A 21,853-nucleotide genomic window follows, 5' to 3' on the forward strand; every position below is an offset into this window, starting at 1 on the left:
TATAGTGTTCACTAGTTATAATCATAAAAAAAGGAATAGAGATGAATAGAAGAGATGCATTAAAAGTTGCAGGTGTGACAGCAATGATGGCAGCAGTAAGTGCTGAAGCAAAAATGGGCGTAGCACATATGAATCGTATGGAGATGAAACCAAAAGATCCATCAAATATGGACAAAGGTGAACTCAAACACTCTCCACTTGTAACACTAAAAGAAAAAGATGCCAATGGATATACACTAGTTGAGATCACTGTAGGTCAAGGTGGGATCATTCATCCAAGCACACCAGATCACTGGATTGACTTTATAGAGCTTTATGCAGATGATAAACTGGTAGGTAAAAGTACACTTGAACCAGAAATTTCACGTGGTGCAGCTTCATTTGCAGTGAAACTTGATAATGTCAAAGTATTAAAAGCAAAATCAGGTTGTAATCTACATGGTATTTGGACAACAACGGTAACATTATAATCTAATATAAACAAAGGAAGTGACCATTGGCTTACTATATAACAAAACTCGTTATTACTACGATTTTGATTGTATTGATATCTGAGATTTCCAAGAGAAGCAGTTTGATAGGTGCCATTTTGGCAGCTATCCCTTTGGTATCCATATTGGCTATGACATGGATGTATATAGACACAAACAGCAGCAACAAGGCAGTGGAGTTTTCACAAAACATTGTTTGGCTCATTGCCCCATCCATGACACTGTTTATCTCTTTTCCTTTTCTAATAAAAAAAGGGCTCAGCTTTTATCCAAGTATGCTTATCTCGATCTTTTTAACTGTTTTTGCTTATTACAGTGTCATCTTTCTTCTCCATAAATTAGGCATTAGAGCATAAATATTCAGATGTTTGTCCGACACCCTTTTGAGAGATGAAATGTACAAAATTTTACAAATGATTGCCTTGATATAAGTCACTCTTTACAATGTCCTATGTGTTCCATCACAAAACGGAAGGTTTCCACTTTTTTACAGGCACACAGAGAATACTCCTTTGTTGTATCTACAGTAAATGGCTGTGGTTTATAGCTTGTACCTTTATGGGTGCCGTCACACAGTACTCCGTCTGCACTGTTACCACAAGTACAGAAATAGTGTGTTTTATTTGCTTCTAACTTGACTTTTACTGGTGTTGCCATTATGTGTCCTTTTTTGACTGATTTATTTACTTACGGTTTTATACCTTCAATCTCAAGATTGGTCTTTACTTCATCACCTACAGCAGAGCCACCTCTTTTTAGTATTTTAAGGGAACAGCATGTTATAGGCTTTACGACTTATTGTACCATGAAGTTCAAATTCTGTGAATACAGAATCAGTACGCTATGCCAATAAGTCCATGCAACCTTTTAAAACAAAAAAGCAACGTACGCAATACAATATATCACTTTGTACGGTTTTTTCTCGTAAGATTTTTTCTAATTTTTTCAATGAAAGACCCGAAGCATTTTTAAAACATATAAAAAGCTCTTATATCCGGTGCTTAATTACAATTCAACCTCCGATTCATCTAGTTTACATACAAAAAATTACTGCACAGGCATTACACACTTTCATAATATTCTATAAATAAAAAGGAGCATAATTATGAAAAGATTAAACATTAAAAACATTTTAGTTGCTATTTCAGTTGCAGGAATGATGTCAGGATGTGCTCAGCCTGGCCCAAAAACACAAAAAGGTGCTCTGATTGGAGCCGGTACTGGAGCAGTGGTTGGTGCTGTATCTGGACGTTCAGTACTTAAATCAGCAGCCGTTGGTACAGCTATAGGTGCAGGTGTTGGATATTACGAAGACACAAAATAAGATAAACACCCTTTTTAACAATCAGGAGAACTAGATTCTAATACAAGTTCTCCGATCTAACGCATAATAGAATTACTCTACTATACAATCTACTTAAATTTTTAAATAAAATCTTTTTTAAAGTTTAGAAACAAAAATCGGGACAAATTTGGGACAAAAGATTAGACCCGAGGGTCAAAAACTGGAAAATATAAATATGTGAATTATTTTGATTAATCTTCAGGAAGTTAAGTAAATAAAGGATTTGTTGATAATTTGATTTGAATGGTGTCAAGAGAGGCACTTGAACCCTCGACCTCCGGCTTATGAGTAAGCTAGATGAACTGACGATGTCCTACAGAACCCTTACGAAAGAGCTGTTTCATAAAACTATTGAGTCAAAAATGGGTCTTTTTTTGAAGTCTTTCAAGGTCGATTCAGCTAGGTTTCCTTAGACAAACTTTTTTGAGTTATACTTAAAATTATTTGAAATAACAATGATACTACCTACCCGTTAAATCTGATTATTCGTCAACAGATAAAGATGTAGATTTTAATTCTTCCATACATAATGCATTATCAACAATTCTTAAGTGCGGTCTTCCAACAAAAAATCCTACACCTACTTCACCTTTGATACAATACATTTTATTTGCCTGTGCATCAATTGTTACAGAACTTGTTGATTCTGTTTTTGCCCAAAACTCTATTTCATCAGGTTTTGTCTTATATTTTAGATAACCACCACTCTTCAAATTACCTATTACGACATCAGATCCATCAGATTTTTTTGCATGTACATCATAAGTAACTCCACCCCCAACAAAAGCAGAAGGTCGATAGACATATACTACACTCTTGTTTTTTTCAATTTTTTCCATTTCAGTAAACTTAGGACCTTTAGCTGAACATCCTAATAATAAAAAAGTACTACTCACCCCTATTATTACTAATGATGTAGATTTAAATATAGTTTTCATCACCTCTCCCTCTTTTTATATTTATTCGAAATTTGTGTATCAATATTGTATCTTATTTTCAACAAACATTTTTTTCTATCTTCACTACTCCCACCGGTATCAAATAAGTTCCTTGTATCCTTTGCAACACAAGAGGATTCATAGGTTTCTATCACTTTTCCATACTTTAATACAGTTAATTTTCCACTTACTAATAAATCTGATTCACTTAGTGGAAATCCTACAAAGAGCAAAGGATTAAATAAATTCAAGGCATCATGTTCTACACCTTCAGTATTGTATTTAACCGTATACCTATATCTAAGTGTAAGATTTGTATTACCTTTCTCTATCATTGTAGGAAGATAGTCTTTATTAGTTTTATCATAATCTATTGTACCACTCAATAATGATTTTTTAGACACATGGGTATCTTTTACATCGGGTTTTACTATAATTGTTGATGTTGCACAGCCTGTAAACATAAGTATTATGCTTAGGAAGAGTATAAAAGCTTTTCCGTACTTATCCATATTTATCCTTCCTAAGTTCTTATTTTTTAATTATAGACTAATTCTTGAAATGAATTAAAGGTAAAACATTTATTCTTCTCTCAACATACCATTTTAAGACACTAAGAACTAGATTCTTGTCCATATGAGTTGTTGGTCAGGTACGTTCAAAGACCTACAGAAAAAAGATTTGTGGCTATACTATAATTTTATATTACGATATTATATTAATATAGTAATATTATAAATAGTTAAAAGGAAATAATTATGAAACCATTTAAAATACTTTTACTTACAAGTATCGGAATACTTATCACAGCATGTGGTGGAAGTGGTGGAAGTAGTAGTGAACCAATGCCAGAACCAGTGCCAGAGGGCGTGAGTCCTGTCATTTCAAACTTAAATATTGTTACACCAGTTTCAGCAACAATCAATGAAGGAAAGGGATCGACATATATTGGTGGTACTTTTGATTTTGTAGACCCTGATGGTGATGTAGTTACTGTTAGGTTAACCACGTCCAGCGGTGCAGATATCTCTACAAATATTACACCGGGAGCTACTAGTGGTACACTTGAAGCATTTTATGAAGTTTCGACAGTATTAGCAGGTTCTTATAATTATAATATTTGGGTTGAAGATAGTCAGGGTAACGATTCTAATGTATTTTCAGGTACCTATACTGTAACAGAGGACCTTGATGTCTCTTTTGGTCAAGAAGGTATTGTCATTTTTGATGATGCAGCGAGTGGTTTTGATGAAGAAGCTTTAGGCTCTGTGTTACAGAGTGATGGGAAAATTGTCGTAGTTGGGAGACAATACAATGGTTTAAATGATGATGTTCTTGTTCAGAGATATACTACTGATGGCTCATTAGATACAAATTTTGCTAATAATGGTACACTTGTTTATAATAGTGGAGATCATGAAATAGCATACGATGTTGCTTTGCAAAACGATGGTAAAATTATTTTAGTTGGATACATTAGAGAATTTGGTGCAGGAGAGAAAAATATCCTGATTATACGTTTAAATACAGATGGAACCTACGACACAACATTTGGTGGAGATGGTATTGTCACGACCAATGTTAGTGAATATGGTGAGTACGGATATGCCATAGCTATACAAGGTGATGGCAAGATAATTATAGCCGGAGAAGTATCAATTGGTGGGGCCGATGTGCAGGCACTAATAGCTAGATATAACAGTGATGGTACAATAGATAACACTTTTGGAAGCGCAGGGATAACCACATATGATGGTATTGGTTGGGATATTGCATACGGGGTTACTGTTCAGCCTGATGGGAAGATTGTAACTACAGGAAGTACATCTGAAGAAGCTTACCCTGGTGTAGCATTGACTGACCTATTGTTATTACGACTTAATACAGATGGAACTCCAGATGATACATTTGGAACTAATGGTGTAGTAACGTATAATAGTATTTATGAATCAGGAAGAGCAGTACGTATACAAAATGATGGAAAAATTATTGTTGCTGGGACAAGGTGGTCTTATTCTAGTATTGAGAATGCAGCATTATTGATACGCTACAACAGTGATGGTAGTATGGATACTACTTTTGCAGAAAACGGGGTATTAATATACAAAAAAGAGTACGGTTTTCCTTCAATCGCAGGTCATGCCATAAGTTTATTGGATAATGGCGAAATTGTAATGGCTGGCTTTGTTAATACTGATGGTTTTGTAATACGTGTTACTAATGATGGCATATATGATAATACATTAAGTATTGATGGAATCAGTGCTGTTGTGAGTGGTGGATATGCACAGTTGAAAAGTGTACTGGTACAAAGTGATGGGAAAATTGTTGTAGCTGGTAATAGTACATTGCATGATAACTACAGTGACAAAGCCCTTTTCTTGGCAAGGTTGACTGGAGATTAAAATCGTAAGTTCATACAATTAATTGAGTTTTATAGATAGAAATACTGTCTGACTTCATAGATTTAAAATGACATTTTTATTCGGGTCAAAAATCGGGACAAAAAATTAGACCTGCGGCTCAAAAACTGAAAAATACAAATACGTGCATTATTTTGATAAATCTTCAGGAAGTTAAGTAAATAAGGGGATTGTTGATAATTTGAATGGTGTCAAGAGAGGGACTTGAACCCTCGACCTCCGGCTTATGAGACCAGCGCTCTAACCAGCTGAGCTACCTTGACATGTTTGTGAAGAGACGGAATTCTATCTAAAGATACCTTTATTGTCAACACATTTTATAAAAATAAGGTAAAAAGCCCTTAATATTTTTTAGATTACAAATAGTTTAGTCTATATCACTCATATTAATTAAATAATTTAAAGAAACTTATTGACATTTTTAGAAAAAATCACTACAATGCAACTATAAAAATGTAATCATATATAAAGGAGTTACTATGGCATTTGAACCATTAAAAGACAGACTACTTGTTCTTCGTGAAGAGCAGTCAAATCAAACCGCTTCTGGGCTATATATTCCAGATACAGCCAAAGAAAAACCACTAGAAGGAAAAGTCATTGCAGTTGGTCCTGATGCAAAAGAGGATGGTATTAATGTAGATGATACTGTAGTCTTTGCAAACTTTACCGGAATGGAAATCATGATCGAAGGTACAGAGTACCTCATATTAACAAGCAAAGAAGTGCTTGGTTTAATCAAATAATTTTAAGGAGATAATTTATGGCAAAAGAAATATTTTTTTCAGACAAAGCAAGATCAGGTCTCTTTGAAGGTGTGACAAAGTTAGCCGATGCTGTGAAGGTAACCATGGGGCCTAGAGGGCGTAACGTTCTTATACAAAAAAGTTATGGTGCACCACATATTACAAAAGACGGTGTGAGTGTTGCCAGAGAAATTGAACTTGAAGACTCTCTAGAAAACATGGGTGCACAACTGGTCAAAGAAGTAGCAAGTAATACTGCTGATGAAGCGGGTGACGGTACGACTACTGCAACAGTACTTGCACATGCTATTTTTAAAGAAGGTCTTAGAAACATTACGGCCGGAGCAAATCCTATAGAAGTGAAAAGAGGTATGGACAAAGCATCTGCTGCCATCATCGAAGAACTCAAAAAGATCTCTAAAGAAGTCAAAGACAAAAAAGAGATCGCGCAAGTGGCTACGATCTCTGCAAACTCTGATAAGACGATCGGTGATCTCATCGCTGAAGCTATGGATAGAGTAGGAAAAGATGGTGTGATTACTGTAGAAGAGGCAAAAGGAATTAATGATGACCTTGATGTGGTAGAAGGTATGCAGTTTGACAGAGGGTATATCTCTCCTTATTTTGTCACAAACACAGAAAAAATGACCTGTGAGCTTGAAACACCTATCATTCTTCTAACAGATGGTAAAGTGACTTCACTCAAAGATTTAGTGCCTATGTTAGAACAAGTACAACAAAGTGGTAGACCGCTTCTTATCATCGCAGATGATATTGAAGGTGAGGCACTCTCAACACTTGTTCTTAATAAACTAAAAGGTGTACTTAACATCACGGCTGTCAAAGCGCCAGGGTTTGGTGACAGAAAGAAGGAAATGCTTAAAGATATCGCTATCTTGACAGGTGCAACACTGATCACTGAAGAGCTTGGTCTTACACTGGAGAAAGCAACACTCGCTGATCTTGGACAAGCAGGAAGAGTGGTTATAGACAAAGACAATACTGTTATCGTTGATGGAAAAGGTGATGCAAATGCAGTTGCTGCACGTGTAAATGAGATAAAAACACAAATTGGTACCACCAGCAGTGAATATGATAAAGAGAAGCTCCAGGAACGCCTAGCGAAACTTTCTGGCGGTGTTGCCGTGATCAAAGTAGGTGCTGCTACTGAGACTGAAATGAAAGAGAAAAAAGATAGAGTTGACGATGCACTATCCGCTACAAAAGCCGCTGTAGATGAAGGTATTGTAATCGGTGGTGGGGCTGCACTGATTAAAGCCAGCCAGGCCGTGAAACTTGATCTTAAAGACGATGAGGCTGTAGGTGCAGAGATCATCTTAAGAGCAGTATTTGCACCGGTCAAACAGATAGCACAAAATGCCGGATTTGATGCCGGTGTGGTAGCAAATGAAATTGCTAATTCAACCGATGCGAATTTAGGATTTAATGCTGCAACAGGAGAGTATGTCAATATGCTTGAAGCAGGGATTATCGATCCACTGAAAGTAGAACGTGTAGCACTTCAAAATGCCACATCTGTTGCTTCGTTACTTCTGACAACTGAAGCGACTGTTTCAGATATACCTGAACCTCCTTCAGCACAACCAGATATGAGTGGTATGGGCGGTATGCCAGGAATGATGTAACCCGGACATTACGTCTGATTTACACCTCACAAAACCTCATGAAGAAAGAGGTTTTGTGAACTTCTAAAACTCTCTTTTCCAATAGATCCTACCACCTTTATTCAAAACAAATATATATCAAATTAAGTCATCCAAATATTGGATACTATCAGCAAACCAATGATGAAATATAAGAAAAAAAGAGTGATAAAATTGGCTTAATTTTTGTAAAAAATTTACACTTTATTAACACTTTATTGGCTATACTTCCAGCCTCAAAATAACTTAAAGAATAGAAGCATACTTATCTAGCCCCTCCCTCTAGATAAGACCATAAGTGTTTCTGTCCTTTATAACTTTTTCCGTCACGTTTTTAAAGATGAAACGGTATAGGGTATGAGTTGGTTATTTGATAATTAAAGAAGAAAGGACGAGAATGGAGTTACAATATATCTTTTTTGGTATCCTGACAGCATTAGTAATTACTACAGGTGCTATTGTGGCAATGACTAACGCTAAAAACTAGACTGGAGAAACAGGACAAGACATTCCGACTACGTCCAAACTCACAAAAGTCATTCATTCAATCATAAATAGAATTGAGAATAATTAATTAGGGGGAAAGCTACCAAACAGAGTGTTCAGTAGCTTCTCTATATGTTCTAATGATTGTCAAATACCCATTATCTGATAAGTTTTTGAAATTCAAACACAGGTAATGGTTTTGAGAAATGATACCCTTGCATATAATCACATCCATAAGAGATCATCATATCCACCATTTCTTTATTTTCAATACCTTCAACCACTATTTTCATGCCTAAAGTATGTGCCAATTCTATGATCGCTTTTACAATTCTTTGATCTTCTTCGTTGGTTAAGATGTAATCGACCAGACTTTTGTCGATTTTTAAAATATCTGCGGGAAATTTCTTCAAGTATCCAAAAGAGGTATACCCTGTACCGAAATCATCCAATGATATGCCGACTCCCAATTTTTTTAATGCAAGAAAGTATTTGACAGTCTGCGCTTCATTGAGCATGGCGATACCCTCTGTAATCTCAAACTTGATACATTCCGGATCAAGCTGATGCTCAGCCAGTTTTCTTTCTACATGCTGGACAAACTCACCCGTATTGATCTCAATCATGGAGACGTTAATCGAAACCTCGATATTCTTAAAATTGAACAGTTCCCAACGCTTTTGCTGTTTGAGTACTTCATCCAGTATAAATTGGCCCAACTTCACGATAAAACCTGTTTTCTCCATTAAAGAGATAAAGACATCCGGTGGGATCATACCATATTGCGGATGTTTCCATCGGATCAGGGCTTCGGCCGCTACAACTTCCTCATCCTGGGCCCTAACAATAGGTTGATAGTATACTTCAAATTCACCGTTGCTTAATGCACTCGGCATATCACTATGGAGTCTTAATTCATCATACGCAGCTGTGAATTTTTCAGGTAAGAATATGGTGATGTTATTGTCACCCTCTTTTTCTGCTTCTGCCAACGCTTTATATCCATGATCAAGCAGTAGACGTATATGTCCACTATCTGGATAGATAGCAATACCTGCCGAAACGGTTAAATGCAAATGGACTCCATCCATTTTATAAAATGTGGACAATTTCTTTTGAATATCTTCTACAAACACTTTTGCCTCATCTATAGAGTTCAAGTTCGTTACGGTCAGTAAGAAATGGTTATCAAAAGTATGATAGACCGATACATTGACATTCTTTGCCAAAGTCTCCAAATAGGTAGCAAATTTTTTAAGTATATCATTGGTCTGTTCATCTCCGATAATGGAACGTAACCTTGAAAGATTGTCCAGACTCATAAGCATTAAAGCCAATTTATTTTTTTCTAAATGCGCTTTCGATAAAAATGCCGGCAGATCATTGTAGACCTGTAGTTGATTGGGTAAATGTGTCAGTGGATGTTTAAAGTCCGCAGCAGAGCGTTCCTTGGCTTTACTTAGATCCTGTATCGATATCACATCACACAACATCTCCTTTGGCATTTCCATCACGATACTATCCAAATAGACATTCACAGGTATCTCATCTTCTTCTGAGATCTTTAACGTCACATGAGGGTATGCAAGCACTTTATCTTTAGATGATGTACGATGCTCTTGAATAAATTGATCTAACCCTACCCACTCTTTTTTTACTTTTATCTGAACCGTACTTTTTAATGATTTCGATAAAAAATCACTTTTTAGGTCCAGCAGTCGTACCATGCCGTTACTTGCATACATCACATTATTTTTAGGAGAGAGTATCAATACGGCATCATCAGAAATATCAAAGGCCTTTTGAAAAACCTTCAGATTATTATCAAGCGTTACTCTGAGTTTCTTTTTTTGTCTTGAGAGAAAATAGGTAGAGAGTACAAAGAAAATGGATATAAGTACTATTACCAGTGTTGCCACTGTTACATACTCCTCTTGTGTGATTTGTACTAGTATCTCTTGAAGTTTTTCCAATGTGATATCCATCCCCTACCCTTGTAGTTATTAAACTAACTTATATTATACCAATATTCAAGTTCAAGTTTTACTTAAACATAATGCTTCTATTCGTGTTTCTGCATCTTGAACCGTAAATTTTTGATCGACCTTTATGGCACCCAGTTCAATGGTCTTACCCTCTGCAGATATTTGTGCCCAGCCTTTACGACACTGCAGTTTAGGATCATTCATCGTCAGTTTTTTACTTATATACTCTAAATACTGGCTTTTTTGCTCCAGTATGAACACCAGATTTTGTCTATACTTTTTAACCATTTCAGGTAAAGAAGAAGAAAAACGCTCTAACTTATACGTCATGACTCTCTTAAATTCATCTTCTAAGCGTATAAATTCCATCTGAATCTCTTTGAGTTGTCTGCTGGGCGAACTGCGTAATAAGATCTCTTCAGTATGTTTTAATTCACGTGCCAGGTGCTGCAGCTTTTGATTCATCACATAGGTAAATCGTTCACTGAGATCATTTAAAGTATAGAGTATCTCTCTCATATCAGGAAGTATCATCTCCATCGCTGCACTCGGGGTTGGTGCACGAAGATCTGCCACAAAATCACTTATCATCACATCCACTTCATGTCCAACGGCACTTACTACTGGTGTTTGCATAGCAAAAAGAGCATCTGCTACTATTTCTTCGTTAAAGCACCACAGGTCTTCTGCACTTCCCCCGCCGCGTCCTACGACGATGACATCAACACCTAAACTGTCCGCATAACGCAAAGCATGGGCTATCTGAGAAGCTGCTTCATCACCCTGGACCAATGTATCGACGATCATCACTTCGAGTAAAGGCCAACGCTGTTCTATGATTTTCAACATATCATAAAGTGCTGCACTCTCTTTTGCTGTGACCAATGCGATTTTTCTGATATGTTTAGGAATAGGTTTTTTTCTTTGTGCATCAAAGTACCCCTTTTCCTTTAAGCGTTCTTTGAGCTGTTCATAGGCCAATGCCAAAGCACCCTTGCCATAAGGTTCAACATGTACCGCATAGAATTGATATTCACCCCTGGGTGTATAGACCCCTACGGAACCTTCTATGACGATATGCATCCCTTTTTCTATACGAAATTTCAATTTTGAAACCGAAGAGCGCCACATGACACATTTGATACTGCTCTTCTGATCTTTAATGGAAAAATAGATATGTCCTGAAGTATGATAGGTGACGGACGCCACTTCACCTTCAACAAGGATATGCATAAATGTGGCTTCTAGCAGTGATTTTATTTTTGTATTGAGTGAGGAGACACTCATCATTGATTGACTCATGGTACTCCTTTTTTTGATCTATTGGTTATATTTTTTGTGCCACGAGAAGGGTCGATATACCCATAGAGAAAGATTTGATATATTTCATCTCAAATCCAGCTTCTTCCAACTCTTTGGCTAACATTTCTGTGGTTAAGAACTCTTCTATCGATTCCGGAAGATATTTATAGGCTTCATAATTCTTTGAAATAAGTCCACCCACTCGTGGAAGCACGTTCTTCATACCAAAATCAACGATCTTGTTGACCACACCACTTCTGTCTTGTTTTGTAAATTCCAAGATCACTACAATCCCGTTTGGCTTTAATGCACGGTTAAACTCTTGCAGTGCCTCTACTCTATCTACCACGTTACGAATACCATAAGAGATGGAAATAACATCCGTACTCTCATCTGCTATAGGGAGCTTCTGCGCTTTACCTTCAATAAACTCTGCAAAATCTACTTTTTTCCTTGCCACTTCCAGCATACCTACAGAGGGATCAACTCCTACATATTTTTCGATGTTTACACCATTTTTTTTGGCTTGTTCTTTCCAGTAAATGAGCAGATCACCAGTACCTGTCGCTACATCTGTCACCTGTGTTAACTCTTTTTTATCCAAGATCTCAAAGGCTTTATCACACCCTTTTTTACGCCACTGTATATCGATACCAAAGCTTAATACCCTGTTCGCCAGGTCATAAGTTGATGCGATATCATCAAACATTGTGACAATTTTTTCTTGTTTTTCTTCTTTATTTGTGAGTTTTTCAATGCCCAATTTGTTTGCTCCATATCATCAGATCTACATCTTTTTTGTTTTGATGTAAAAAACGTAAATTCATAGTGGTATTATAGGTTAAATTATTCGTAGAGAGCTTAGGTGTTTGGTAAAGCAGGACCCAATCTATCTTCTCTTTGAGTGCTTCCAGCATACCCTCACCACCTTCCACCATGACAAATGAAGGTGTCTCTAAAAAATCCAATGTGTTGATGATCTCTACACTCCTTTTCTCAACAGTGAAAAGTGGAATCTCTCTATCGAAATAATCTTTTTTTGCATAGATCTTGACATCAGGGGCCTGCGCTTGGATAAATCGGCAATCCAAAGTAGGCCTGTCTTCTCTTACGGTATTTCCACCTATGAGCAATGTATCACACACTGCCCTTAGCTGATGTACATGGGTCAGGGAAGCTTGAGAGCTCAAATAGCCACCACCGATACGTCCGTTGGTAGTTTGTGCCAGTTTAAACAATACAAAGGCCCTCTTTTGCCAAATGAGAAAAGGCTCTATGAGAGCATTGCACTCCTCTTCCAGTACACCTACGGTTACATGCTCCAGTCTATTCCTGCCACCGTCATGCCCCTCTATAGGGTCCTTTATACCTATCACTACCCTGCTTAATGCAAGTGACTGCAATAAAGAAGCACAAGAAGGTGTTTTCCCCTGATGAGAACAAGGTTCAAGTGTCACATAAATAGTGCATTGAGAAAAAAAATCTTTAGGAAGTGTTAAAAGAAAGGCATGTGCCTTATGGGAATCATTGGGATCAAAATCTATAGATGTGTTTGAGAGTGTTTCATAGGCTGAGAGCAGAGCCAATACTTCAGCATGGGAAGTCCCTGCTTTTTGATGCGCAGCTATAGATAAAATATTACCCTTAAGAGTCACTACGGCACCTACTGCAGGATTGGGGTATGTTAAACCTTGGTATTCCCAAGCTTTATCCAGAGCAAGCTGCATATAAAATTCATCTCTCACAGCAACCTCTCCTTTACGTAAAAGCTAAAACTAGTTCCAGTCAAAATAGGTTTTTGCTGTACCTAATGCTCCATATTCAAATCTTTCATCACCCTGCTTTGTTTCCACAACGATACCATCGTTATCAGCACTTTTGAGTGTTCCTTTCACTTTGTCACCGCCTGAGATCTTGAGCTTCACTTTTTCACCGATAGCATTTTGAAAATGCACAGGTTTTGTTAACTTTCTTTCGATACCCGGAGAACTGACCTCCAAACGGTATTTTTGACTCATTGGGGGATGTACATCTAAAAAAGGGGACAGCTCATGAGAAATAGTTGCACACAAGTCGAGATCTACACCACCCGTTTTTGTCACTAAAACACGAAAAATGGTCTCTTCAAATTCTGTCACTATCTCTATATCATACAAGGATGCACCATTGGCTTCTATGATCTTAGCTATTTGTGTTTCAAGATTCATCTTTTGACTCCTCATCATCATTAGACTTTCTAGTCGATATCTGTTTAAAAAGGTCTTCCATACGACTCACTTTTTCTAACTGATGATCAAATTCAAACGTAAAACGTGGGGCCTTGAACCACCCTTCACTTTGCTTACAATGGTTTTGTATATACCCAGCGACCGCTCGTAATTGCCTGAGTGCTTCATTCTGTTCTTTTTCATTCAGAAATGAAGTATCAAGATAAACCTTAGCATCCGATCTACCTTTTGAACAGACCACATCAGTCACTGTCAGTCCGTTAATACGCTCATCGTCCAAACTACCCAGTGCCTCAGGAATGATCTCTTTGAGTACTGACTCTACCCTATGCCGTTTAATCTCTTCTTGAGTCATGTTAGAACCTTTCCTAAAATGCGACTAGTCGTATGAGCACTCTGCTGAAGAGAACTCAATGTCAACGTTGTAATTTGGGCTTTGCTCAAATTCTGTCCTATAATGTAACCTGCTCTTCAACATCTTTAAATGTTTCGATCACATCACCCTCTTTAATGTCATTAAAGTTTTCAAGCATGATACCACACTCATAACCATTCTTGACTTCTTTCGCATCTTCATTGAAACGTTTCAATGAAGCAATCTTACTTTCATAGACTACAACACCATCACGGATAAGTCTTGCTTTGGAGTTTCTTGTGATCACACCATCAGACACTTTACACCCGGCGATCGTACCCACTTTACCGACAACAAATGTCTCACGTACATCTGCCTGTCCAGTCACTTCTTCAGAGATCACAGGACTCATCATACCGCCAAGTAGTGCTTTTACATCATCAAGAAGATCATAAATGATAGAATACGTACGTATCTCTACACCCAACTCTTTTGATTTCTTCTTCACTGCACCTGTCGGACGTACATTAAATCCAAGTACAACCGCATGTTCAGATGCATCGGCAAGCGTAAGATCACTCTCTGTGACTCCACCTACACCTTCATGAATAATATTAACTTTTACTTCTTCATTTCTAAGCTTCTCTAGGCTTCCTTTGATCGCTTCAAGGGAACCTTGGACATCTGCTTTGATAATCACAGGAAGTGACTTGAGCTGTCCTTCGGCAATAAGTGCAGAAAGATCATCAAGCGATGCTTTTGTACTCTTGGAGAGTGCTTTTGCTCTATCATACTCCGCTCTTTTCTCAGCCAATTCCCGCACTTCTTTATCTGTATCCATCACGATAAGTTCATCACCCGCGCCTGGCACTTCATTCAGTCCTACAATAGCTGCCGGTGTACTTGGACCGATCTCTTTAACATTACTTCCGTCATCCAATTTAATGGCTTTGATACGCCCGTATGTCTTACCTACGATCACATTATCACCTACGTGTAATGTACCATTTTTAATGATCACATTGGCCACTGGTCCAAAGCCTTTTTCAAGAGAACTTTCTACCACAACCGCTTTTGCTTTTCTATTTGGGTTGGCTTTGAGTTCCATCACTTCTGCTTGTAAAAGAATCGTTTCAAGTAAGTCATCTATACCCATACCCGTATGTGCTGAAACAGGAACGAATTCATACTCTCCACCCCAGTCTGCTGCCATAACACCTATCTCAGAAAGTTGGGCCTTCACATTATCAGGGTTTGCACTCTCTTTATCCATTTTATTGATCGCAACGATGAGAGGTACACCCGCTGCTTTGGTGTGAGAGATCGCTTCTTTGGTTTGAGGCATTACACCGTCATCTGCTGCCACAACGATAATAACAATATCTGTTGCCTGTGCTCCACGTGAACGCATTTCTGTAAAGGCTTCGTGACCCGGAGTATCCACAAACGTGATCTTCTTACCATTTTTTTCTACTTGGTAAGCACCTACGTGCTGTGTAATACCGCCTGCTTCCTTATCTGCTACTTTTGACGTACGAATTCTGTCAAGCAGTGAGGTCTTACCGTGGTCAACATGTCCCATGATCGTGATTACAGGTGGTCTCTCTTCAAGATTCGCCTCATCCTCTTGGGCATCTTGATCCTCTACAATTTCAAGTTCATCAAGAGGATTAACCGTCGTCACTTCAACTTCAAACTCTTCGGCCAATATCTCGATTTCATCTTTACTTAAAAAGTCATTCTTTGTTACCATCATACCCAATGCAAAAAGTACACCGATCACTTCACCTATAGAACGGTTGACTTTTTCAGCAAACTCATACACCCTTACGTTTTCAGGGATTTCTACAGAAGTGACTACTTCAGTATTTTCTACTTTTTCATACTTCTTACGTTTACCGCCACGTTTAAGTGAACGTTTTTTCTGAGGACGGAATGCTTGTTTACCTTTAACAGGTCCACCACTTGCTGCTTCTCTTTTCTTCGCTTCTTCTTTACGTTTTTGTTCTTGGCGCATCATATCTTCATAGATATTTTTATCAGAGAAGTCTAAAAGTACTACCTCTTCACCACCAAGACCGCTATCGATATCACCACTCATACTGTCATGGTTGAAAATATCTATTTTCTTACCGGTATCTCTGGCTTCAGCTACTTTCTTTGGCTTCTTTTTTGCCACATAAGCTGTTTGCTCATCCATAGATATCTTCGTTGCAGCTCTTGCAGGTGCAGGTTTTGCTTTTCTCACAATTTTGATGCCGCCTCGAGAAAGTGTTTTTCTCTTTGGTGCCTCTTCAGCTTCTTTTGCAGAAACAGGTACTTCAGGTTCTGTTTTCTTGCTTACAACAGAGATACCTTTGCGTTTCTTCACCTTTTTGACTTCAGGCTCTTCCGTGCTTTCTGCAGTTACTTCTGGAGTCTCTGTCTCAACTTTCTCTTCCGTTGTCGCTTCAGGAGTCTCGACTGTAGTTTCAGGTGCTGGTTTTTCTGCAGCCTCAGTTTCAACTTCTGGAGTTGAAGCTTTTTTCTCTACAGTTTCCACTTTTTTCTTTACTACAGTAATTTTTGATTTGCTACCGGGTTTTTTAAACCCTTTTGGTAATGTACCGCTAATCGCATAATCTACGAGGATACCAGCATTTTCCATGCTGATAGTACTGTTGGCTGCTTTTACATCAAAACCTAACTCTTTGGCTTTGTCTAGCAAATCTCCATTTGACAATCCTGCTTCATCTGCTATTTCTTGGATTTTAACTTTATCCATTCTTGATTAACTCCTTTAATATAATGCAACTAGTTGCATGTGTCGGCTTCATTAGCCAACTCTTCCAATAACTTAGTAAATCGTCCTGCATCTTGTTTAAAACGCTTCACTAAGCCTTTGATTTTTTTCTCATTATGTATACAAATATCACAGAGGTAAAAGCTTCTTCCTTTACCATCAAATCCTACTACCTCGTCACCCTCTTGTTTTAAACGAATCAAAGTGTTCTGAGGAAGTCTACTTCGGCAAGCGATGCACATACGTGTTGGCTGTGATTTTTTCATGCGTATTATACCTAAAAAGAGATTAAGCGTACAGCTTAACTTTTGGTGATGACACCATTATTGTCTAAAGAGAGAATAAAAACCCTGAATTGAGGGAAACGTGCCTGTAGTGCTTGTGCTATTTTATTTGCATCTTTCTCGTATGCAAGGTTAAAAAATGTGGAACCTGAACCGGAAAGTGTACTCATCAGTGCACCATGCTTCAGTGCCAACTTCTGTACATCGAACAATTCAGGCATCATTTTCATTCGTCTTGCCTGATGTAGCTTATCTTTGGATGCGATACGCAAAAGATCCCAGGATTCGCTCATAAACAGTGCTGTCATATAGGACGAACGTGATAGTGAATAGACTGTCTCTTCTTTTCTATACATTTTGGGCAAGACAGTACGCGATCTTGCCGTAGATATGGTACGGTTAGGTACAACCACTACCGCTTTTAAATAGTCGGGCATACGCCTTTTTTTACTGTAGACCCTGTCACCTTCTACACAGGCGACATTAAATCCACCCATCACTGCGGGTGTAATGTTGTCCGGGTGATGTTCATAGCGTAATGCCTGATTGAGTATTTCTCTTTTGTTATATCTCTTACCTGCCGCGGTATACGCTGCACTCAATGCAGCCACAATAACCGCAGAAGAACTTCCCAATCCTCTTGAGATGGGAATACGGTTATGAAACTCAAACCTAAAATTATCATCTCTACCGGTGAGTCTTTTATAATTTTCATTAAAAATACTTAAAAACAGAGAATTCTTCTTTATTTTAGGATTGTCATCACCCTCTCCATGTGTCGAAAGACTTAAAAATTTTGAAGGTGTGATAGTAATTTCATTTCTTAGATCTACTGCAAGACCCAAGGTATCAAATCCAGGGCCTAAGTTTGCAGAGGTTGCGGGTACGCTTATAAACATCATTGTCCTTATTTTGAACGCTTTTAGAGAACTCTCCAAAAACTACGCTGACGCCATGTCAACTTCAGCTATGGAACCATGTAACAGGTTACATGGTTCCTACACAGCTGGCAGTATATACTCAGGTGTTGATTCTTCATCCAATTCAAGATCTTGAATACTCTGAGGTAATGTAAATTTTACATTCATTGCTTGTTCATATTTTTTTGTAATTATAGTCTCTTTTTCCTTGATAAAATAAAGGTTACCTATCGCTTTGATAGGTTCCCCTCCATTTAAGGCAAAACCACTGCATCCGACACACTCAATACCTTGTACAATTTCTATCGTTTTAAGCATAATATAGGTGAGTTTTATAGCCATATAGGAGCCAGGACCTCGGGTATAAATGATCCTGCTAATATCATATCTGTCTAGACACTCTTTAATCAAGGGTAAAAGAATTTCGGAAGTTTTTAAATCACTGGATATCGTGTCAATAAGCCTGCCCTCTTCATAGACCCCTAACATCAGAGGTGAAGAGATAGATATAATGAGAAGTTCGTATCTCTTAGGCAAAGCTTTTTGCAAATGCCCTACTTTGTAACTCTTCTACTGCTACAAGATCATAGTTTTTACTGTCTGAAAGCAATTTGGATGTCAGTTTATAATTGAGATCATGACTTCCTGCAAATGATTCATATTTAGCTAGAATGTTATGGCCAGAGACCAACATATCACCCATGGCATCCAAGATCTTATGTCTTGCAAATTCATTCTCAAAACGTAATCCTTCAGGATTAAGTACTTTATGGTCATCGAGCCCTATGGCATTTTGAAGTGTTGCACCAAGCGCTAAGTTTTGACTTTGCAGATACTGTATATCTTTCGCAAATCCAAATGTTCTTGCTCTTGCGATCTCTTCTACAAACGCTTTGGTACTAAACTCAAAATGCTCTTTCTGATCACCGATCACAGGATGGTCAAACTTGATACGAAAGTCAAATTGTGCACTCTCATGAGGTAAAAGACGTACAAATTTATCACCTTCACTTACCTCAACAGGTTGCTTGACACGGATAATTTTCTTTGGAGCATCCTGTTCCTGAATACCCGCTTCTTCCAACAAAAGACAAAAAGAGATGGATGAACCATCCATGATCGGCATCTCATTTCCGTCCACGATCACACGCATATTGTCTATACCATACGCGTATACGGCAGAGAGAAAGTGCTCTATTGTAGAGATATACCCTTTCTCATTTCCTATGACCGTAGCCATACGTGTATCTATGACCGAGTCAGGAGAAAGTGGTATTCTCATCGCTAGATCTTCACGATAAAACATAATACCGGAATCTACATCAAGCGGCTCAAGTCTTAACTTGATCGGCTCACCTTTATGCAGACCTATACCTATCACTTCAACAGGTTTTTTCAGTGTTCTTTGTTGCATGACTTCCTCCTTTCTCATTTTTTATTGGGCGTATTATAGTATAATATAATAATTATTGCAAAGTGTACACTTTTGCTATGTATAATTTTTAGGCTATTTACCTTGAATGATCTTATCCGCAGCCTTAAAAATATTATCCACATTTTTTCTGATCCACTCTTGATCAAACCATTCTACCGGTCTGACCTCTACACCTTGAACCAAAAGACCAAAATGCAGGTGATCACCCAATGCCAAACCAGAAACACCCGTTTTTGCTATGGCATCTCCCGCATCTACTTCATCGCCCTCATTCACCAATAGTTGAGAGCAGTGCCCATAGAGTGAATAAAGACCCAATCCATGATCGATCATAGGCATATTTCCATAAATTCCATTTTCATTCGCAAATACTACTTTACCTGCGTTTGAAGTTTTAATCGTAGCCATTTTTGTACTTGCAAGATCATACCCTACATGATAGGAGTGAGATACTTCATTCTCTTTGTTTCCATAGTAGTAATGTCTTTCATCACCATAACTCGCAACCTTTTGTCCATTTCTAAGCGGGTAGAACTTTTTCATTTTCCAGCTTTCCAACACATCAGAAGAGACCTCTTTACTTAAGGAGTGGATCAAGGCTTCATTTTTCAAACGCATGGTTTCATTGATCGCTCTTAACTTTTCCAGTTTATCGTCGATATGGGCATATTCAGGATCACTTGATGCAAGATCCGTGATCTTTCCATCGATAAATTTATCTTTTGCTCTGATCCATGAAACTTTATACTCATGGTTTTTGACATAAAAAGGAATGTCAGCAGTACGTATGTTTTTGGCAGCGTCTATCGCTATGACCTCAGCTTTAAACTCTGTTTGCGTAAATGGCCATGCGATAAGTGCGGCATAGTATCCTTCTTTTTTATACGGTTGTGCTTTAAATTTCTCTTCTCCTACTTTCACATAAAGCATATCAAGATTTTCATCTTCTGCTTGAAATACAACTAAAGCACTTCCGCCTTGCGTAATGCTGTAAGAGTTTGCAAGTATGTTTACATTGGGTCTTTTAAAGTCAACATTGATGTCGATCACTTGTTCACTCTTGTTTCCCTTACCAAAGTTCCATAGACTGCTATCATTGACCAACACTTTTAATTTTAGCTTGCTTGCTTTTGTATCCAGTGTTTTACTTTGTGGATAGTTCACCAGAAGCGTTTGCTCTTTTGGTTTTCCTTCAAAGGTTCCCTCTCCAACAATAAGACTCTTTTGCCCGTCGCTCAAGATCAGTTGAAAACGTTTTAATCCTTCATTATCAGTGAGTTGCACTTTTAATGGATCCTTTCGGTTCCAAAACATATTTTGCTCACTGTAGACTTTGGGGACTTCTCTTTCAAATTCCGGTGCCGTATACACATACCCCGCTCCAGCAAGTAAACCCACTAATACCACTAAAAATAATCCGCCTACGATTTTTGCTCCGCCTTTTTTACCACTTCTATTTCTCATCTAGTAATCCTAATTCTTCTATCTTTGCTAAAATTGTATCTATACTTTCTTGTAATCCGCATTGCGCTCCCTTATCACCTAAGGTAAAACCTGCAGCCACTTTATGCCCGCCGCCCCCAAAAGCCATAGCCACTTTGGATACATCTACTTTTTTACTGCGTAAAGAGATACGGATACCATTCGCCAACTCCATCGCAAATATCGCTATCTCAACGGTCGCTAAAGATCTGGCGTAATCCACTACACCTTCCATATCCGGTACCGTTGCACCTGATGCGTTTATATCTTCTTTGGTTACCATGAGTGCAGCTATCTCCGCGTCATGGTATAAAGATAAAGACGTTAAAGCTCTTTGCAAAATACGCAATGAACTCAATGGTCGTCTCTGTGTAAAGTGACAGGCTATCTCATCAGGTAAAGCACCCGCATGAACAAGTTCTTTTGCTACGGTAAACACTTCTTCATTGACTGAAGAGGTTGTAAAAAATCTTGTATCAGAGAGCAGTGCTGTGTAAAAACAAGTTGCTGCATCAGCCTTTACAGGATAAAGTTCTTTAAACAATGCAAATGCCACCTGTGACGCAGAGGCATATTCTGCTATCACTACGTTGATACTTCCGTAACGTGTATTACTCTGATGGTGATCGATATTGATAATATCTCTACCCTCTAGATCAAATCCCAGTCTATCCACACTCCCGCAGTCACAAGAGACTATCACACTGTCCGCATAATCGATATGATGCTTGATCTTTTTAAAGTTTGGTAAAAAATCAAGATAAAGGGGTAACTCGGTTGAAGCATTCACTATTTCAACTTTTAGCCTTTTATCTGTACTTAACAATGCATAGAGTCCTAAAGCCGTACCTAAAGTATCTGCATCAGGGTTCAGATGGGAAAGTATCGTAATAGAACCAGTGTCTTCTATCTTATTTCTGACTTCATCATAAGGGAGACCTTCACGTATCATTGTATTCTTTCATGGTTTAATTTGCACAGTCTGAG

The 21,853-nt window shown here is 38.1% G+C and carries 22 protein-coding genes and 1 tRNA gene; 6 read left to right on the forward strand and 17 right to left on the reverse strand.

Annotation, left to right across the window (positions count from 1 at the left end; genetic code table 11):
- Positions 1-41: 41 nt before the first annotated feature.
- Both LDM93_RS06950 and LDM93_RS06955 read left to right on the forward strand, forming a co-directional pair.
- Positions 42-470: a desulfoferrodoxin family protein gene (locus tag LDM93_RS06950; protein WP_223891540.1), complete on the forward strand. Its 429-nt coding sequence runs from the start codon at positions 42-44 to the stop codon at positions 468-470.
- Positions 471-496: 26 nt separating this feature from the next.
- On the forward strand, positions 497-847 hold the full coding sequence (locus tag LDM93_RS06955; protein WP_223891541.1) for a DUF3147 family protein: 351 nt from the start codon (positions 497-499) through the stop codon (positions 845-847).
- A 76-nt stretch (positions 848-923) separates the two neighbouring features.
- Here the strand turns inward: LDM93_RS06955 and LDM93_RS06960 are convergent, their stop codons facing one another.
- Positions 924-1,148 (reverse strand): CDGSH iron-sulfur domain-containing protein, encoded by a 225-nt coding sequence (locus tag LDM93_RS06960; protein WP_223891544.1) that lies wholly within the window; start codon positions 1,146-1,148, stop codon positions 924-926.
- A gap of 448 nt (positions 1,149-1,596) precedes the next feature.
- Between LDM93_RS06960 and LDM93_RS06965 the strand changes: the two genes are divergently transcribed.
- A complete protein-coding gene (locus LDM93_RS06965) occupies positions 1,597-1,815 on the forward strand; it encodes a YMGG-like glycine zipper-containing protein (RefSeq protein ID WP_223891545.1) in 219 nt (72 codons plus the stop codon).
- A 503-nt stretch (positions 1,816-2,318) separates the two neighbouring features.
- Here LDM93_RS06965 and LDM93_RS06970 read toward each other — a convergent pair.
- Positions 2,319-2,774: a DUF2846 domain-containing protein gene (locus LDM93_RS06970; protein ID WP_223891546.1), complete on the reverse strand. Its 456-nt coding sequence runs from the start codon at positions 2,772-2,774 to the stop codon at positions 2,319-2,321.
- Positions 2,774-3,286, reverse strand: a complete 513-nt coding sequence (locus LDM93_RS06975) for a hypothetical protein (protein ID WP_223891547.1) — start codon at positions 3,284-3,286, stop codon at positions 2,774-2,776. Before LDM93_RS06975 ends, LDM93_RS06970 begins: the two co-directional genes overlap by 1 nt.
- A gap of 333 nt (positions 3,287-3,619) precedes the next feature.
- Here LDM93_RS06975 and LDM93_RS06980 point away from each other — a divergent pair, with 333 nt between their 5' ends.
- Positions 3,620-5,179, forward strand: coding sequence for a hypothetical protein (locus LDM93_RS06980; RefSeq protein WP_223891548.1), 1,560 nt, complete (start codon positions 3,620-3,622; stop codon positions 5,177-5,179).
- Positions 5,180-5,383: 204 nt separating this feature from the next.
- Here LDM93_RS06980 and LDM93_RS06985 read toward each other — a convergent pair.
- A tRNA-Met gene (locus tag LDM93_RS06985) sits at positions 5,384-5,460 on the reverse strand.
- Between the two features lie 216 nt (positions 5,461-5,676).
- On the opposite strand from LDM93_RS06985, the gene LDM93_RS06990 reads away from it, so the two are divergent.
- Together LDM93_RS06990 and groL are read left to right on the forward strand one after the other, a co-directional pair.
- Positions 5,677-5,943: a co-chaperone GroES gene (locus tag LDM93_RS06990; RefSeq protein ID WP_223891549.1), complete on the forward strand. Its 267-nt coding sequence runs from the start codon at positions 5,677-5,679 to the stop codon at positions 5,941-5,943.
- Between the two features lie 17 nt (positions 5,944-5,960).
- The gene (gene groL / locus LDM93_RS06995; RefSeq protein ID WP_223891551.1) at positions 5,961-7,589 is read left to right on the forward strand and encodes a chaperonin GroEL; all 1,629 of its coding nucleotides are present in this window, start codon (positions 5,961-5,963) and stop codon (positions 7,587-7,589) included.
- 662 nt (positions 7,590-8,251) lie between these two features.
- On the opposite strand, the gene LDM93_RS07000 is transcribed toward groL, so the two are convergent.
- The 13 genes from LDM93_RS07000 to LDM93_RS07060 form a co-directional block, all read right to left on the reverse strand.
- Positions 8,252-10,078 (reverse strand): bifunctional diguanylate cyclase/phosphodiesterase, encoded by a 1,827-nt coding sequence (locus LDM93_RS07000; RefSeq protein ID WP_223891553.1) that lies wholly within the window; start codon positions 10,076-10,078, stop codon positions 8,252-8,254.
- Between the two features lie 51 nt (positions 10,079-10,129).
- The gene (xseA, locus tag LDM93_RS07005; RefSeq protein ID WP_223891554.1) at positions 10,130-11,380 is read right to left on the reverse strand and encodes an exodeoxyribonuclease VII large subunit; all 1,251 of its coding nucleotides are present in this window, start codon (positions 11,378-11,380) and stop codon (positions 10,130-10,132) included.
- A gap of 25 nt (positions 11,381-11,405) precedes the next feature.
- A complete protein-coding gene (ubiE, locus tag LDM93_RS07010) occupies positions 11,406-12,143 on the reverse strand; it encodes a bifunctional demethylmenaquinone methyltransferase/2-methoxy-6-polyprenyl-1,4-benzoquinol methylase UbiE (protein ID WP_223891556.1) in 738 nt (245 codons plus the stop codon).
- Positions 12,133-13,125 carry a bifunctional diaminohydroxyphosphoribosylaminopyrimidine deaminase/5-amino-6-(5-phosphoribosylamino)uracil reductase RibD gene (gene ribD, locus LDM93_RS07015; RefSeq protein WP_223891558.1) on the reverse strand — a complete coding sequence of 331 codons (993 nt, stop codon included), beginning with the start codon at positions 13,123-13,125 and terminating at the stop codon, positions 12,133-12,135. The genes ubiE and ribD overlap by 11 nt, the downstream gene beginning before the upstream one ends.
- A gap of 30 nt (positions 13,126-13,155) precedes the next feature.
- The gene (rimP, locus tag LDM93_RS07020; RefSeq protein WP_223891560.1) at positions 13,156-13,587 is read right to left on the reverse strand and encodes a ribosome maturation factor RimP; all 432 of its coding nucleotides are present in this window, start codon (positions 13,585-13,587) and stop codon (positions 13,156-13,158) included.
- Positions 13,577-13,963, reverse strand: coding sequence for a 30S ribosome-binding factor RbfA (rbfA, locus tag LDM93_RS07025; RefSeq protein ID WP_223891561.1), 387 nt, complete (start codon positions 13,961-13,963; stop codon positions 13,577-13,579). The genes rimP and rbfA overlap by 11 nt, the downstream gene beginning before the upstream one ends.
- Positions 13,964-14,060: 97 nt before the next feature.
- Positions 14,061-16,727 carry a translation initiation factor IF-2 gene (gene infB / locus LDM93_RS07030; RefSeq protein WP_223891563.1) on the reverse strand — a complete coding sequence of 889 codons (2,667 nt, stop codon included), beginning with the start codon at positions 16,725-16,727 and terminating at the stop codon, positions 14,061-14,063.
- A gap of 29 nt (positions 16,728-16,756) precedes the next feature.
- Positions 16,757-17,011, reverse strand: coding sequence for a DUF448 domain-containing protein (locus LDM93_RS07035; RefSeq protein ID WP_223891564.1), 255 nt, complete (start codon positions 17,009-17,011; stop codon positions 16,757-16,759).
- A 35-nt stretch (positions 17,012-17,046) separates the two neighbouring features.
- The gene (gene thrB / locus LDM93_RS07040) at positions 17,047-17,928 is read right to left on the reverse strand and encodes a homoserine kinase (protein ID WP_223891565.1); all 882 of its coding nucleotides are present in this window, start codon (positions 17,926-17,928) and stop codon (positions 17,047-17,049) included.
- 99 nt (positions 17,929-18,027) lie between these two features.
- Positions 18,028-18,498 (reverse strand): hypothetical protein, encoded by a 471-nt coding sequence (locus LDM93_RS07045; protein ID WP_223891566.1) that lies wholly within the window; start codon positions 18,496-18,498, stop codon positions 18,028-18,030.
- On the reverse strand, positions 18,479-19,363 hold the full coding sequence (lpxC, locus tag LDM93_RS07050) for a UDP-3-O-acyl-N-acetylglucosamine deacetylase (protein WP_223891567.1): 885 nt from the start codon (positions 19,361-19,363) through the stop codon (positions 18,479-18,481). Before lpxC ends, LDM93_RS07045 begins: the two co-directional genes overlap by 20 nt.
- A gap of 93 nt (positions 19,364-19,456) precedes the next feature.
- Positions 19,457-20,848 (reverse strand): M23 family metallopeptidase, encoded by a 1,392-nt coding sequence (locus tag LDM93_RS07055; RefSeq protein ID WP_223891568.1) that lies wholly within the window; start codon positions 20,846-20,848, stop codon positions 19,457-19,459.
- Positions 20,838-21,818, reverse strand: coding sequence for a bifunctional oligoribonuclease/PAP phosphatase NrnA (locus LDM93_RS07060; RefSeq protein WP_223891569.1), 981 nt, complete (start codon positions 21,816-21,818; stop codon positions 20,838-20,840). Before LDM93_RS07060 ends, LDM93_RS07055 begins: the two co-directional genes overlap by 11 nt.
- Positions 21,819-21,853: the final 35 nt, after the last annotated feature.

The organism is Sulfurovum sp. TSL6, from assembly GCF_019972115.1.
In the GTDB taxonomy this organism is placed as follows: domain Bacteria; phylum Campylobacterota; class Campylobacteria; order Campylobacterales; family Sulfurovaceae; genus Sulfurovum.

What these genes read in the sequence shown, in the direction of transcription:
- LDM93_RS06950 (WP_223891540.1), top strand. Translation starts at nt 42, where the DNA reads ATGAATAGAAGAGATGCATTAAAAGTTGCAGGTGTGACAGCAATGATG.
- LDM93_RS06960 (WP_223891544.1), bottom strand. Translation starts at nt 1,148, where the DNA reads ATGGCAACACCAGTAAAAGTCAAGTTAGAAGCAAATAAAACACACTAT.
- LDM93_RS06965 (WP_223891545.1), top strand. Translation starts at nt 1,597, where the DNA reads ATGAAAAGATTAAACATTAAAAACATTTTAGTTGCTATTTCAGTTGCA.
- LDM93_RS06970 (WP_223891546.1), bottom strand. Translation starts at nt 2,774, where the DNA reads ATGAAAACTATATTTAAATCTACATCATTAGTAATAATAGGGGTGAGT.
- LDM93_RS06975 (WP_223891547.1), bottom strand. Translation starts at nt 3,286, where the DNA reads ATGGATAAGTACGGAAAAGCTTTTATACTCTTCCTAAGCATAATACTT.
- LDM93_RS06980 (WP_223891548.1), top strand. Translation starts at nt 3,620, where the DNA reads ATGCCAGAACCAGTGCCAGAGGGCGTGAGTCCTGTCATTTCAAACTTA.
- LDM93_RS06990 (WP_223891549.1), top strand. Translation starts at nt 5,677, where the DNA reads ATGGCATTTGAACCATTAAAAGACAGACTACTTGTTCTTCGTGAAGAG.
- groL (WP_223891551.1), top strand. Translation starts at nt 5,961, where the DNA reads ATGGCAAAAGAAATATTTTTTTCAGACAAAGCAAGATCAGGTCTCTTT.
- LDM93_RS07000 (WP_223891553.1), bottom strand. Translation starts at nt 10,078, where the DNA reads ATGGATATCACATTGGAAAAACTTCAAGAGATACTAGTACAAATCACA.
- xseA (WP_223891554.1), bottom strand. Translation starts at nt 11,380, where the DNA reads ATGAGTCAATCAATGATGAGTGTCTCCTCACTCAATACAAAAATAAAA.
- rimP (WP_223891560.1), bottom strand. Translation starts at nt 13,587, where the DNA reads ATGAATCTTGAAACACAAATAGCTAAGATCATAGAAGCCAATGGTGCA.
- rbfA (WP_223891561.1), bottom strand. Translation starts at nt 13,963, where the DNA reads ATGACTCAAGAAGAGATTAAACGGCATAGGGTAGAGTCAGTACTCAAA.
- infB (WP_223891563.1), bottom strand. Translation starts at nt 16,727, where the DNA reads ATGGATAAAGTTAAAATCCAAGAAATAGCAGATGAAGCAGGATTGTCA.
- LDM93_RS07035 (WP_223891564.1), bottom strand. Translation starts at nt 17,011, where the DNA reads ATGAAAAAATCACAGCCAACACGTATGTGCATCGCTTGCCGAAGTAGA.
- thrB (WP_223891565.1), bottom strand. Translation starts at nt 17,928, where the DNA reads ATGTTTATAAGCGTACCCGCAACCTCTGCAAACTTAGGCCCTGGATTT.
- lpxC (WP_223891567.1), bottom strand. Translation starts at nt 19,363, where the DNA reads ATGCAACAAAGAACACTGAAAAAACCTGTTGAAGTGATAGGTATAGGT.
- LDM93_RS07055 (WP_223891568.1), bottom strand. Translation starts at nt 20,848, where the DNA reads ATGAGAAATAGAAGTGGTAAAAAAGGCGGAGCAAAAATCGTAGGCGGA.
- LDM93_RS07060 (WP_223891569.1), bottom strand. Translation starts at nt 21,818, where the DNA reads ATGATACGTGAAGGTCTCCCTTATGATGAAGTCAGAAATAAGATAGAA.